Here is a 13,768-nt window from a genome sequence, read left to right as displayed (position 1 = left end):
TATGACGATGATGAAAACAATTGTAAATGTCGGTATTGCAGATACAAAAACAGTCAGCTCGCCTAATACAATTCGTACCTTGGGGCTTGGCTCTTGTATTGGCACGGTTTTATATGATGAAAGGAGTGGAATAGCGGGGTTATCTCATATTTTATTACCTGATTCCAGTCAGGCACGAGCAGGCAATATAAGTCCTATGAAATATGCAGATACAGCTATTCCTCAACTGTTAGAAATGCTGCACGAACAGGGTGCAAGAAATATTAAAGCAAAAATGGCCGGGGGAGCGCAAATGTTTCAGGCTGGCAAGGGAACAAGCTTTATGCGGATTGGCGATAAAAATATAGAAGCAGTCCAGAACGCACTCCGGAAATTGAATATTAAAGTAGTTTCTGCAGATGTAGGTGGAAATTTGGGAAGAACGATTGAATTTGATCCAGTTACTTCAAAGCTTTCTATTAGAAAACGTAATCAGGATGTCTTTACAATTTAACCGATTTGAAAGGAGTGTGTCATCTTGAATTCATTGGACCCTTCACAAGAGCAAGTACTATGGAATAATTGGATGACCAGTCAAGATAATGAAGCAGCAAATTTACTTATTGAGAACTACATGTATCTTGTTTCCTTTCACACGGAAAGAATTGTAAGTCAATTGCCCAGCAGTGTTGATCGTGAAGAAATACGCAGCTATGGTTTGCTGGGGCTTTATGATGCATTGCATAAATTTGAATTGAAACGTGATTTGAAGTTTGATACCTATGCTTCGTTTCGAATTAAAGGCTCTATTATGGATGGCTTAAGAAAAGAAGATTGGCTCCCTCGTTCCATTCGAGAGAAGACGAAAAAGGTGGAGCAGGCAAATGAAGCTTTTGAACAAAAGCATCAACGTGCGGCACAGCCGGAAGACATCGCGGAAATAACAGGAATGCCCGTCCGGGAAGTAGAAACAACATTACGGGATATGGTGTTAAGCAGCATGCTTTCTATTGAAGATAAACCAAAAGGGCATCAGAGTGATCTAAAAGAAGGAATTGGGTACAGTGTGTCAGACAACCCGGAGCTGACACCCGAAGCACGGCTTATTCAGGAAGAATGGAAGAGCGAATTAATCGAAGGAATCAAGTCATTAAATGAAAAAGAACAGCTTGTCATCAGTCTTTTTTATCAGGAGGAATTGACCTTTACAGAGATTGGACAAGTGCTGGGATTAACGACTTCCCGCATTTCACAAATTCATAAGCGGAGCATTGTTAAATTACGCTCAACACTGCAAAAAATCAGCCGAGTATAAGGCAAAGCATGTATGGAAAGGAAAAAATATGTCAACATTACTATGGATAATCAGTTTTTTATTACATGGTATCTCAATATTAGCTATCTATTTGTTATTAAAAGATAAGCAGAGCACTGCCCGAGATAAGCAAACAGAAAATGTATTGAAAGAGACGCTGGAAGAAATACAGAAGGAGAATCGGATGCTGCAAAAACTCTTAGAGGAAGATAAGCAGCTCTATGAAAAACCTATACAGAATATGGAAAGAAAACAAGCACTTCTAAATCCGGCAGAAGAAGCTGCAGAAGCCTTTGTTACAGCTGGGGAAGAGGTGGAGGATCTGAGTCAATCCATTGCTTATCAGGATGAAGTAGAAACATCCTTAGAAGCAAGAATCCTTCAGCTCCATGCAAATGGGGAGACAATAGATGCGATTGCTAAAAAGCTAGCCTGCGGAAAAACTGAAGCGGAAATAATTATTAAAATGCAGGACCAAAAGCGGAAAGCGTCCTTGCAGGAGTAGAACGCGACGACCATGTTGCAACGCCTGTACTGGCATATCGTGTGCGTCGAAAAACGTAGAGACCTGAGCACCGAACTTCCTTTGTTTAAAGAGATCAAGGAAACATGCCCCTTTAGGGGTATGCCGACGTTAGGCTTCAGCCTGCTTTTAGTCGGCCTTCCTTTTTACTTTAAACTGATCTTGACTTTCACCCGCAGGGCATAAGTGCGGCGGTTTTGATGGGGGAGAAATCGCAAAAGCTCTTCGGTGGGACGAGCAATCGCAGTCCCAACTTGACTTCTGTCTGCGTCTGTCGACTTGCCAATCAGTAAGTCTTCTTTATCGTAGGGCGCTCACGTGTTAGCTCCTTGGTGCTGGACGGGGCTATTTTCTATAAATAATTATTTTTTATAATTTCCAATCAATGAAAAAAAGTCATAGAAACTACTTGCCTACACAGAGATGTTGTGGTATATTAACTTCTGGTGTAAATAGTTTGACTATATGCAGTTAGACAAAAACAACACACGTATTTGGATTTATAAGATTGGTGCTGGTATGACAGTATTCTTATAAAGAAGATAAATGCGGAGGAATAAAACCAATTAGGAGGAATTTATTATGGCAGCAATTTCAATGAAACAATTGCTAGAAGCTGGTGTACACTTTGGACACCAAACTCGTCGTTGGAACCCAAAAATGAAAAAATACATTTTTACGGAGCGTAACGGCATCTACATCATCGACTTACAAAAAACAGTTAAAAAAGTGGATGAAGCATACAACTACGTGAAGGAAATCGCAGCAAACGGCGGTACAGTTCTTTTCGTTGGTACGAAAAAACAAGCGCAGGATTCTGTACGTGATGAAGCTATTCGTTCTGGTATGTTCTATGTGAACCAACGCTGGTTGGGTGGAACATTAACAAACTTCCAAACAATCCGCAAGCGTATTAACCGTTTGAAAGATATTGAAAAAATGGAAGAGGACGGTACATTTGATGTACTGCCTAAAAAAGAAGTAGTAAACTTATTAAAAGAAAAAGATCGTCTTGTTAAATTCTTAGGCGGAATTAAAGAAATGAAAAAGCTTCCTGATGCTTTATTTGTAATCGATCCTCGTAAAGAGCGTATCGCAATTGCAGAAGCTCATAAGTTGAATATTCCAATCATCGGAATCGTTGATACGAACTGTGATCCGGATGAAATTGATTATGTTATCCCTGCAAACGATGATGCAATCCGTGCAGTGAAGCTTCTTACTTCAAAAATGGCAGACGCTATCTTAGAAGTAAAACAAGGTGAAGAAACAGAAGAACCTGTTTCTGAACAAGACCAATTAGAAGCAGAAGTTGCTGAGGAAGCTGCTTCTCAAGAGTAATCTTTTAAAAGGTGAGGGTGATAAGAGGATAGAAGCCTTTTATCACCCTTTTTTCAAGAAGAGGAAGCAATAATAAAAATCAACGTTAAAATCGATGATTGATATTGTTGAGTAAATATGGTAACGACACTGACTAGCGGAGGAAAAATACGGAGACTCCTGCGGGAAAGCGCAGTGTTTTTCCGGAGCGGTCGCTACCTAAAGTTCTATGATTACATTCAGTTTTTAAGGAGGAATTAACATGGCAATTACTGCTCAAATGGTTAAAGAATTACGTGAAAAAACAGGTGCTGGAATGATGGATTGTAAAAAAGCACTTACAGAAACAAACGGAGATATGGAACAGGCAATTGACTTTCTTCGTGAAAAAGGTATGGCGAAAGCTGCTAAAAAAGCAGATCGTGTTGCAGCTGAAGGACTAACACATATTGAAATTGATGGGAATAAAGCTGCAATTATTGAAGTGAACTGTGAAACAGACTTTGTTACAAAAAATGATCAATTTAAACAATTGCTTTCTGATCTTGGAAAACACATTGTGAAAAATAACCCTGCGTCTGTGGAAGAAGCTTTACAACAAAATCTTTTAGATGGTTCTGAAACAATTGATAATGTAATTAATGCAGCTGTTTCTAAAATCGGAGAAAAAATCTCTCTTCGCCGTTTCACTGTTTTAGAAAAAACAGATAATGATGCTTTTGGTGCTTACCTTCATATGGGCGGCCGTATCGGTGTACTTTCTTTATTGGAAGGAACTGCGGAGGAAGAAGTAGCTAAGGATGTTGCTATGCATGTAGCCGCTATTAACCCGCGTTATGTATCCCGTGATGAAGTTGCTGAAGAAGAAGTAAACCGTGAGCGTGAAGTGCTTAAAACACAAGCATTAAACGAAGGGAAACCTGAAAAAATTGTTGAAAAGATGGTAGAAGGCCGTCTTGGTAAATATTTTGAAGAAATTGTTCTTTTAGAGCAAAGCTTCGTCAAAGATCCAGACCAAAAAGTGAAAAAATATGTTGGAGATAAAGGCGCTTCTGTAAAAGCCTTTGTTCGCTATGAAGTAGGCGAGGGAATGGAAAAACGTGAAGATAACTTCGCGGAAGAAGTAATGAGCCAAATTAAAAAATAAGCTATGCAAATTAGGGGACATTAATTTGTTCCCTTCTTTGTAGCTATGTGATTATTGCAAATATATTTTCTCTGGAGGTTATTATGACGACAGCACATTATAATAGAGTTGTGTTAAAATTAAGTGGGGAAGCATTAAGTGGAGAAGAAGGTTATGGAATCTCACCTAAGATCATTCAATCCATTTCAAAACAAGTAAAAGAAATTGTCGATATGGGTGTAGAGGTTGCTGTAGTTGTAGGCGGCGGAAATATCTGGCGTGGTAAAGTAGGATCAGAAATGGGTATGGATAGAGCTTCAGCTGACTATATGGGCATGCTCGCCACAATTATGAATTCACTTGCCCTGCAGGATGGACTGGAAACAATCGGGGTACAAACCAGAGTTCAAACATCTATTGAAATGAGACAGGTTGCTGAGCCATACATACGGCGGAAAGCGATTCGCCATCTGGAGAAAAAGCGTGTAGTTATTTTTGCTGCTGGAACTGGAAATCCTTATTTTTCAACAGATACAACAGCTGCGTTACGTGCGGCAGAGATTGAAGCAGAAGTTATTTTAATGGCTAAAAATAACGTTGATGGCGTGTATACAGACGATCCTAAAATTAACAAAGAGGCAAAGAAATATGATTCACTTACCTATCTTGAAATGCTAAATGAAGGATTAGGTGTAATGGATTCTACAGCTTCTTCACTATGTATGGATAATGACTTGCCATTAATCGTTTTCTCCATTACAGAAGAGGGTAACATTAAGCGGGTTGTGCAAGGAGAAAATATCGGAACAACGATAAGGGGGAACTAAAAATGTCAGAATCAGTGATAAAAGATACGAAGGAAAAAATGGATCAGGCTGTTCAAGCTTTCTCAAGAAATTTAGCCTCTGTTCGTGCTGGACGTGCAAATCCTAGTCTTTTAGACAATGTTTATGTGGATTATTATGGTGCGAATACACCACTTAACCAATTGGCTCAAGTAGGTGCTCCGGAAGCAAGATTATTAACAATCACTCCTTATGATAAATCAGCAATTGGTGATATTGATAAGGCAATCCAGAAAGCAGATTTAGGACTTTCTCCATCAAATGATGGAAATATCATCCGTATTAATATTCCTGCACTTACGCAGGAAAGAAGAAAAGACTTGGTAAAAGTTGTTGGCAAATATGCGGAAGAAGCTCGTGTACAAGTTAGAAATCTTCGTCGTCAGGCAAATGACCAGCTTAAAAAAGCGGAGAAAAATGGTGATATGACAGAAGATGATTTAAGAGCATTTCAGGACGATGTTCAAGAAACAACAGATGCTTTTATAAAGCAAATTGAAGACTTAGCAAAAACAAAAGAAAATGAAATTATGGAAGTGTGATGGAGGGGTGTACTACCTCTATCAGCCAAACCCTGGCAAAATATATTTTGTTTAAAGGTGACAGTTTTCTGCTAACGTAGTAAGATGCCATTAAGCCCTCTTATTAAAGGGGGTTTTTGTATTAATGTCACTGGCAGCCATGCACTTATAATATATGTTAAGCTGAGTACAGTCATATTAATTATTGGCATGGTCATGCCTTTCATCCCTTGTTCTTTTAAGAGGAAGCTCAAAAAGTACCCAAATGATAAGCGACGAATCTCTGCGTTGACGTGGTTTTTCCGTTACTCACGTATTTAAAAGCATAGAGGAACTTCTACTAAGGACGCCCACGTCGTGTGGGCAACGTAGAAATCACCCCATCCTGTGGAAGTCCGTTCGTAAAATCCACGTCGCCTTGATCTTCTTGCTTCTAATTTAGCTACTTTTTGAGCACGTACTTTAATTAAGATGAAAAGGGTTATGAACAAACAACCATTCGGGGGACGGAAAATGTCTATGAAAATTCCTTTTTTATCAAAACAATCAAAAGAAGAATCTGATTCACTTTCTGAAGAAAATATTCCTAATCATGTTGCAATTATCATGGATGGAAACGGCAGATGGGCGCAAAAGCGGGGATTACCCAGGTTTGCTGGTCATAAAGAGGGTGTATCTACGGTGAATAAAATCGTTAAAACCGCCGTGAGAGCAAATGTGAAGGTTTTAACGCTTTATACTTTTTCAACAGAAAACTGGAAACGTCCAAAACAAGAAGTAGAATATATTTTAAAACTTCCAAAAGAATTTTTGCATGTATATTTACCAAGTTTAATGGAAAATAATGTTCGTATCCAAACGATAGGCGATTTTCAAGCACTGCCGGACCATACACAGGAGGCAGTAAGCTATGCCATAGAAAAAACGAAGAATAATACGGGTCTTATTCTAAACTTTGCGCTTAACTACGGCAGTCGTCATGAGATTTTAAAAGCTGTTAAGCAAATTGCAACAGAATTAAAAGAAGAAAATATGGATATGGACAGTTTAGATGAAGATACCTTTTCAAAATATTTATATACAAAGGGTGTTTCTGATCCAGACCTGTTAATCCGTACTGGCGGCGAGTGCCGTTTAAGTAATTTTATGCTTTGGCAGCTGGCGTATACAGAATTTTGGTTTACAGATAAGCTATGGCCGGAGTTTACAGAAGATATATTTTATGAAGCATTACTTGCATATCAGCAACGAAAAAGACGATATGGAGGTATATAAGGTGATGATGATTTAATGAAGCAACGAACAATAACAGCAATAGTGGCTCTGCTTGTATTTGTGCCGGTTATTATTATCGGCGGCTTGCCATTTACCATTTTTGTCTATCTGCTGGCCACAATCGGATTATTTGAATTAATGCGTATGCGCCACCCTGGTCAGCATGTCTTTCCATATGTTTTAGCAGCTTTATTAACATGGGTTATTTTATTACCTAATGGTTCTTTTACTGAAATAGCTTGGTTTACGAAATATGAATTGATTTCTATTATTATTTTTGTTTTACTGGCATATACTGTACTTGTGAAAAATGAGTTCACGTTTGACCAGGCCGGCTTTGTTATTCTTGCAGCGTTTTATGTTGGTTTAGGGTTCTTTTATTTATTACAAACGAGAGATGGCGAGAATGCACTAAGAAATATTTTGTTTGCATTCTGTATCATTTGGGCAACGGACACAGGAGCTTATTTATTTGGGCGCAAGCTTGGAAAACATAAACTATGGCCGACAATCAGTCCTAAGAAGACCGTGGAAGGGGCATTAGGAGGTATTTTTGTTGCAGTCGTTGTTGCAATCGTTTTTCACCTGATAGCGCCGTTTGAGCAATCATGGCTGGTATTGATCATTGTTACCATCGTTGCTTCCAGCTTCGGACAAATTGGTGATTTGGTTGAATCTGCCTTTAAGCGCGTTTATAATGTAAAAGATTCTGGCCAAATACTGCCTGGGCATGGTGGTATTTTAGATCGATTTGACAGCATGCTTTTTGTTTTTCCATTACTGCATTTTATTCACTTTTTTTAACAAATGGAAGCGAATATTGTAGAATGAGTAAAGTAAGCAAACTTGCCCGAATATACTGGGTGAAAAGCTTTCTTTTTCGTCATACATAACATATTATAATTATGGGACAAGCTAGCTGGACAATCTGTCTTATTCTTGTCTTTACGCATACATGTATAGATTCCTGATCAAGGGTTCTATGCGATCAGGTAACAAAACAATATGATTATGTGAAATGGTTGTGGAGAATCAAACGTAAAATACTCCTTAACAACCCTTTTTACCTTTATAAAAAGGAAGGTGCTGTCATGACAACTGTTATTGCGTTTATATTAATGTTTGGTGTACTCGTTTCTATCCATGAGTGGGGACATCTGATTTTTGCAAAGCGGGCAGGAATGCTTGTCCGCGAATTTGCAATTGGTTTTGGACCTAAAATAGTGTCGTTCACCAAAAATGAGACACTTTATACAATTCGATTAATTCCGGCGGGCGGGTATGTCCGTGTTGCCGGAGATGATCCGGAAATTGTCGAGTTAAAACCGGGGCATCATATTGCTTTGGAATTTGATGAAAATGAAAAAGTATCAAAAATTATTGTGAATAATAAATCCAAACATCCGAATGCCCGGACGATTGAAGTAGAAAATGTTGACCTGGATCATAAGCTGTATATTGAGGGCTATGAATTGGATGATGAGGATACAAAGCTGCATTTTGACGTGAATCCGAAAGCAATGTTTGTCGTTGATGAACGGGAAACGCAAATTGCTCCTTTTGATAGACAATTTGCATCTAAAACGATTGGACAACGTGCCATGCAGCTGTTTGCCGGACCGATGATGAACTTTGTACTGGCAATCTTTATCTTCCTGATTTTGGGGTTGATTCAAGGTGTTCCGGTAGAGAGAGCCCAAATGGGTGAAATTCAATCAGGAAGCTCTGCGGAAGAAGCAGGCCTGCAGGAAAATGATGTCATAACACAAATAGGTGAACAGTCGATTTCGACGTGGGAGCAGTTTACGGATATTGTAAGGGAAAACCCTGGTCAGGAATTGAATTTAGTTATTTCCAGAGGAGATACGGAACAAGAATTAATGGTTGTACCGAGTGAGGTCGAAGCAGTTAATGAACAAGGTGATACGATTAATATCGGACAAATTGGTGTGCAAAGGGCATTTGAAAAGGATGTTCTCGGAACGTTGATGTTTGGGTTTGAAAGAACATATGAAACATCGAAGCTTATCATAACCAATTTGGTCATGTTAGTTACCGGTCAGCTTTCCATTGATGTTCTATCTGGGCCAGTAGGAATTTATGATGCAACGGATCAAGTGGTACAATCCGGTTTTACAAACTTTTTAATGTGGACTGCTATGCTGAGCATTAATTTAGGAATTATTAACTTAGTTCCTCTTCCGGCATTAGATGGCGGAAGACTGATGTTTGTCGGAATTGAAGCGGTCAGAGGAAAGCCGATAGCTCCTGAAAAAGAAGGTGTATTCCATTTTGTCGGGTTTGCCTTGTTAATGCTGTTAATGATTGTTGTCACATGGAATGACATTCAGCGTCTATTCCTGTAAAATAAAATAGTAAATCCAATAGGTTGCCCTTGTCGGTTTATAGACAAGGGTTTCGTGTTTTTTCAAATTATAGGAGAAATTTTCTTCCTGTGTAGTCAAATATATATCTACAATTGGAGGGGTATAAATGAGTATTTCCAAGCAAGAAAAAATGAAGTTATTACTGGAGCAAATACAGCTGTCTGAAGCATCGATTCAAAGGTATTTTGCCGCAAGCTCTTTAGAAAAAGTAGAGGTTTATAAGCAAGAAAAAAAATGGCATTTCTATATTCATCTGGAAGATGTGCTTCCTTTTGATGAATATTTATACTTATACCAGTCCCTGCAAAAAAGCTTTTCATCGATCGCTGAGAAGGTGGAGCTGACATTACATACAGATAATAAGCAATGTAATGAAAAAGATATTGGTGTTTATTGGAAACACTTTTTAGCAACAACAGCAATTTCTCCTGCACATCAGGAAATGGTGAGGCAGCAAACACCTCGAATTGTGGAAAATAAGATTATGCTTACCGTAAGAAATGAAGCAGAATCAAATATTTTGAAAAAAAGGCTTGAACCAGCCTTCAGTCAATTCTGCTCTTCAATCGGATCCAGACCCTTCTCTATTGATTTAGAGGTGAAGGCAGATCAAAGTGAAATGCAGGCCTTTCAGGAAAACAAAGCGAAGGAAGACCAGGCGCTTGTTCAAAAAACCGTTCAAGAAAAAGAGAAACGGGATAAAGAAAAAGATATCCCTGTCAGTCAGCCGCTAGCAATCGGCTATAAAATTCAGGATGAGCCGACAGAGATGAATCAAATTTTAGAAGAAGAAAGACGTATTACCGTACAAGGCTATGTATTTGATTCGGAGATTAGAGAGCTGAGGTCTGGACGCAGTCTGTTAATTATTAAGGCAACAGACTATACGGATTCTCTGCAAATTAAAATGTTCTCCAAGGGTGATGAGGACGTCAGCAAGTTTCAATCTGTTAAAAAAGGAATGTGGGTAAAAGCCCGTGGCAGCATCCAGACAGATATGTACACCAATGAGCTGGCAATGATGGCAAAGGATATTCATGAGGTTCAAGTAAGAACAAAACAAGACGAAGCACCTGAAGACGAAAAAAGAGTAGAGCTGCATGCCCACACAACAATGAGTCAGATGGATGCAGTTGTTTCACCAGACGCTTTGGTTGAACAGGCTGGTAAATGGGGACATCCTGCTGTAGCAATTACAGATCATGCTGGTGTTCAGGGCTTTCCGGATGCTTACTATGCAGGAAAGAAACATGGTGTGAAAGTGCTCTATGGTGTAGAGGCGAATCTTGTCGATGATGGTGTTCCGATTGCCTATAACGAGAGTGACCGTGTGTTAAAAGATGCGAGCTACATTGTATTTGACGTGGAAACAACAGGTCTTTCTGCTGTGTACGATACAATTATTGAATTAGCTGCTGTAAAGGTGCATGACGGCGAGATTATTGACCGATTTGAGTCATTTGCCAACCCGCATCATCCGTTATCAGAAACAACAACAAATTTAACTGGTATCACGGATGATATGGTCAAGGATGCTCCAGAGGTGAGTGATGTATTAAAAGATTTTCACGCCTGGATGGGTGAGGATATCTTAGTTGCGCATAATGCCAGTTTCGATATGGGCTTCTTAAATCAGGGGTTTAAACGAATTGGCTATGAGAAAGCGGCTAATCCGGTAATAGACACCTTAGAGTTAGCGAGATTCCTGTTACCAGAACTAAGAAACCATCGTCTAAATACATTGTGTAAGCATTTAGACATTGAATTGACGCAGCATCACCGAGCAATTTATGATGCGGAAGCTACTGGATATTTATTGTGGAAGCTTGTTCAAAGATTATTGGAAAAGGAAATAACCAATCATCAGGACTTAAATAATCATATGGGAGAGAATAATGCCTATCAGCGTTCCCGGCCTTTCCACTGTACCATTTTGGCGCAGACACAGGAAGGCTTGAAAAATCTTTATAAGATTGTTTCTCATGCACATATCGATTATTTCTATCGTGAACCGAGGCTGCCAAGATCTTTATTGAAAAAATATCGTAAAGGATTGTTAATCGGAACCGCTTGTGATCGGGGAGAGGTCTTCGAAACAATGATGCAGAAATCCGAGGAGGAAGCGGAGCAGGTTGCCGAGTTTTATGATTATATTGAAGTGCAGCCGCCAAGCAACTATGTGCATTTAGTCGATAAGGATTTAGTACAAAATGAAGCACAGGTCGTAGATATATTGCGGAAGCTGGCGGATCTTGGTGAACGGATGAATAAACCTGTAGTAGCAACAGGGAATGTGCATTATTTGCAGGATATTGATAAGCAGTACCGTCAAATATTAATTGCATCCCAGGCTGGTAATCCATTAAATAGGCAAACACTGCCGGATACCCCGTTCCGGACTACCGGTGAAATGCTTGGAGCCTTTTCCTTTTTAGGGAAAGAAAAGGCGAAAGAAATTGTCATTCAAAATACACGCCAGTTAGCTGATCAAATCGATGATATTTCCCCAATTCAAGATGATTTGTTTACACCAAATATCGAAGGTGCGGAACAGGAAATGCGTGATTTATGCTATAACATGGCAAAAAGAGTATACGGGGAGCCAATACCGGAAATTGTGACGAACCGCCTGGAGAAAGAACTGGAAAGTATTATCGGAAACGGGTTTGCTGTTATTTATTTAATTTCCCATAAGCTTGTTAAAAAATCATTGGATGACGGCTACCTGGTAGGCTCCAGGGGGTCTGTCGGTTCATCCTTTGTAGCGACGATGACGGAAATTACAGAGGTGAACCCGCTCCCGCCCCACTATGTTTGCCCGAGCTGCAAACACTCTGAGTTCTTTACAGATGGTTCAGTAGCCAGCGGTTTTGATTTAGAGGATAAAAATTGTCCTGAATGCGGGGAAGCTTTGAAAAAAGATGGACAGGATATTCCTTTTGAGACGTTCTTAGGCTTTAAAGGAGATAAAGTACCTGATATTGATTTGAACTTTTCAGGAGACTATCAGCCGCGTGCACACAATTATACAAAAGAATTGTTTGGGGTTGATAAGGTGTACCGGGCAGGAACGATAGGAACAGTAGCTGAAAAAACGGCTTATGGTTATGTGAAAGGCTATGCATCCGATCATCAGCTTATTTATAAAAATGCGGAAATTGACCGTCTTGTACAAGGCTGTACAGGAGTAAAAAGAACGACTGGGCAGCATCCAGGGGGAATTATTGTTGTTCCCGATGATAAAGAAATCTATGATTTCACACCAATCCAGTTCCCGGCGGACGATAGAAACAGTGAATGGCGGACAACGCATTTTGATTTCCATTCCATTCATGATAATCTGCTGAAGCTGGATATACTTGGACACGATGATCCGACCGTTATTCGCATGCTCCAGGATTTAAGCGGAATTGATCCAAAAACGATTCCGACAGATGATGAAGAGGTAATGAAAATCTTTGGCGGTACAGAATCTTTAGGTGTTACTCCCGAGCAGATCCAATGTAAGACCGGAACATTGGGTGTACCTGAGTTTGGTACAAAATTTGTTCGGCAGATGCTTGAAGATACAAAACCGAAAACATTTGCGGAGCTGTTAATTATATCTGGTCTGTCTCATGGTACAGATGTATGGCTCGGCAATGCACAGGAGCTGATTAATAACGGTACTTGCAAGCTTCCAGATGTAATCGGGTGTCGTGATGATATTATGGTATATTTAATGCATAAAGGATTAGAGCCTTCCTTAGCATTTAATATCATGGAGTTTGTCCGTAAAGGAAAAGGACTAAAGGATGAATGGATCGAAGAAATGAAGAAAAATAATGTACCAGACTGGTATATTGAATCTTGTAAGAAAATTAAATACATGTTTCCGAAAGCCCATGCCGCAGCCTATGTTTTAATGGCTGTGCGGATTGCTTACTTTAAGGTACATCATCCGATTCTTTTCTATGCTGCTTATTTCACAGTCCGTGCAGATGATTTTGAATTAGATACGATGATTAAGGGATCAGACGCCATTCGCAAACGGATGGAGGAAATCAACTACAAAGGTAATGATGCTTCACCTAAAGAGAAAAACTTACTTACGGTGTTAGAGATTTCCTTGGAAATGTGTGAACGCGGCTTATCCCTTAAAAAGGTAGATTTATATAAATCAAGTGCAACCGAATTTATCGTTGATGGTGATTCCTTGCTGCCTCCTTTTAATGCCGTAGACGGTTTAGGTACGAATGCAGCCTTAAATATTGTCAAAGCACGTGAAGAAGGCGAATTTTTATCTAAAGAAGATTTAAGAGAGAGAAGTAAAATCTCTAAAACAGTACTGGAGTATTTGGATAATCACGGATGTTTGGAAGGAATGGAGGAGAAGAATCAGCTTTCCTTATTCTAAACGGAATGCTAAACGCATAAAGTCACTTGATTTTGGAAAAACTAATAGAAATGACAAGGCGCTAAAAAGCTCTAAAGTCTT

At 39.4% G+C, this 13,768-nt stretch carries 11 protein-coding genes; all 11 read left to right on the top strand.

The window, feature by feature from the left end; translation table 11 throughout:
* Window position 1: 1 nt before the first annotated feature.
* The 11 genes from FLK20_RS09760 (at window position 2) to FLK20_RS09710 (ending at window position 13,687) form a co-directional block, all read left to right on the top strand.
* Window positions 2–493 (top strand): chemotaxis protein CheD, encoded by a 492-nt coding sequence (locus FLK20_RS09760; protein WP_152656373.1) that lies wholly within the window; start codon window positions 2–4, stop codon window positions 491–493.
* Between the two features lie 24 nt (window positions 494–517).
* Complete coding sequence (locus FLK20_RS09755; protein ID WP_152656372.1) at window positions 518–1,294, top strand: FliA/WhiG family RNA polymerase sigma factor; 777 nt, start codon at window positions 518–520, stop codon at window positions 1,292–1,294.
* A gap of 28 nt (window positions 1,295–1,322) precedes the next feature.
* Window positions 1,323–1,799 (top strand): hypothetical protein, encoded by a 477-nt coding sequence (locus FLK20_RS09750; protein WP_152656371.1) that lies wholly within the window; start codon window positions 1,323–1,325, stop codon window positions 1,797–1,799.
* Between the two features lie 600 nt (window positions 1,800–2,399).
* The gene (gene rpsB, locus FLK20_RS09745; protein ID WP_152656370.1) at window positions 2,400–3,158 is read left to right on the top strand and encodes a 30S ribosomal protein S2; all 759 of its coding nucleotides are present in this window, start codon (window positions 2,400–2,402) and stop codon (window positions 3,156–3,158) included.
* Between the two features lie 241 nt (window positions 3,159–3,399).
* Window positions 3,400–4,284 carry a translation elongation factor Ts gene (gene tsf / locus FLK20_RS09740; RefSeq protein ID WP_152656369.1) on the top strand — a complete coding sequence of 295 codons (885 nt, stop codon included), beginning with the start codon at window positions 3,400–3,402 and terminating at the stop codon, window positions 4,282–4,284.
* An 83-nt stretch (window positions 4,285–4,367) separates the two neighbouring features.
* Window positions 4,368–5,090, top strand: a complete 723-nt coding sequence (pyrH, locus tag FLK20_RS09735; protein WP_152656368.1) for a UMP kinase — start codon at window positions 4,368–4,370, stop codon at window positions 5,088–5,090.
* A 2-nt stretch (window positions 5,091–5,092) separates the two neighbouring features.
* On the top strand, window positions 5,093–5,650 hold the full coding sequence (gene frr / locus FLK20_RS09730; protein ID WP_152656367.1) for a ribosome recycling factor: 558 nt from the start codon (window positions 5,093–5,095) through the stop codon (window positions 5,648–5,650).
* A gap of 492 nt (window positions 5,651–6,142) precedes the next feature.
* Window positions 6,143–6,904: an undecaprenyl pyrophosphate synthase gene (locus tag FLK20_RS09725; RefSeq protein ID WP_152656366.1), complete on the top strand. Its 762-nt coding sequence runs from the start codon at window positions 6,143–6,145 to the stop codon at window positions 6,902–6,904.
* A 15-nt stretch (window positions 6,905–6,919) separates the two neighbouring features.
* On the top strand, window positions 6,920–7,708 hold the full coding sequence (locus tag FLK20_RS09720; protein WP_152656365.1) for a phosphatidate cytidylyltransferase: 789 nt from the start codon (window positions 6,920–6,922) through the stop codon (window positions 7,706–7,708).
* Between the two features lie 287 nt (window positions 7,709–7,995).
* Window positions 7,996–9,270 (top strand): RIP metalloprotease RseP, encoded by a 1,275-nt coding sequence (rseP, locus tag FLK20_RS09715; RefSeq protein ID WP_152656364.1) that lies wholly within the window; start codon window positions 7,996–7,998, stop codon window positions 9,268–9,270.
* 127 nt (window positions 9,271–9,397) lie between these two features.
* Window positions 9,398–13,687: a PolC-type DNA polymerase III gene (locus FLK20_RS09710; protein ID WP_152656363.1), complete on the top strand. Its 4,290-nt coding sequence runs from the start codon at window positions 9,398–9,400 to the stop codon at window positions 13,685–13,687.
* Window positions 13,688–13,768: the final 81 nt, after the last annotated feature.

Source organism: Oceanobacillus sp. CFH 90083 (genome assembly GCF_009389585.1).
Classification (GTDB): Bacteria; Bacillota; Bacilli; order Bacillales; family Amphibacillaceae; genus Oceanobacillus.
Note: the sequence above shows the minus strand (reverse complement) of the source record. Positions and strands in the feature narration are given on the sequence as shown.

Bases quoted from the DNA above. Each gene is read 5' to 3' on its own strand.
- FLK20_RS09760 (WP_152656373.1), top strand. From the start codon at position 2: ATGACGATGATGAAAACAATTGTAAATGTCGGTATTGCAGATACAAAA.
- FLK20_RS09750 (WP_152656371.1), top strand. From the start codon at position 1,323: ATGTCAACATTACTATGGATAATCAGTTTTTTATTACATGGTATCTCA.
- rpsB (WP_152656370.1), top strand. From the start codon at position 2,400: ATGGCAGCAATTTCAATGAAACAATTGCTAGAAGCTGGTGTACACTTT.
- tsf (WP_152656369.1), top strand. From the start codon at position 3,400: ATGGCAATTACTGCTCAAATGGTTAAAGAATTACGTGAAAAAACAGGT.
- pyrH (WP_152656368.1), top strand. From the start codon at position 4,368: ATGACGACAGCACATTATAATAGAGTTGTGTTAAAATTAAGTGGGGAA.
- frr (WP_152656367.1), top strand. From the start codon at position 5,093: ATGTCAGAATCAGTGATAAAAGATACGAAGGAAAAAATGGATCAGGCT.
- FLK20_RS09725 (WP_152656366.1), top strand. From the start codon at position 6,143: ATGTCTATGAAAATTCCTTTTTTATCAAAACAATCAAAAGAAGAATCT.
- FLK20_RS09720 (WP_152656365.1), top strand. From the start codon at position 6,920: ATGAAGCAACGAACAATAACAGCAATAGTGGCTCTGCTTGTATTTGTG.
- rseP (WP_152656364.1), top strand. From the start codon at position 7,996: ATGACAACTGTTATTGCGTTTATATTAATGTTTGGTGTACTCGTTTCT.
- FLK20_RS09710 (WP_152656363.1), top strand. From the start codon at position 9,398: ATGAGTATTTCCAAGCAAGAAAAAATGAAGTTATTACTGGAGCAAATA.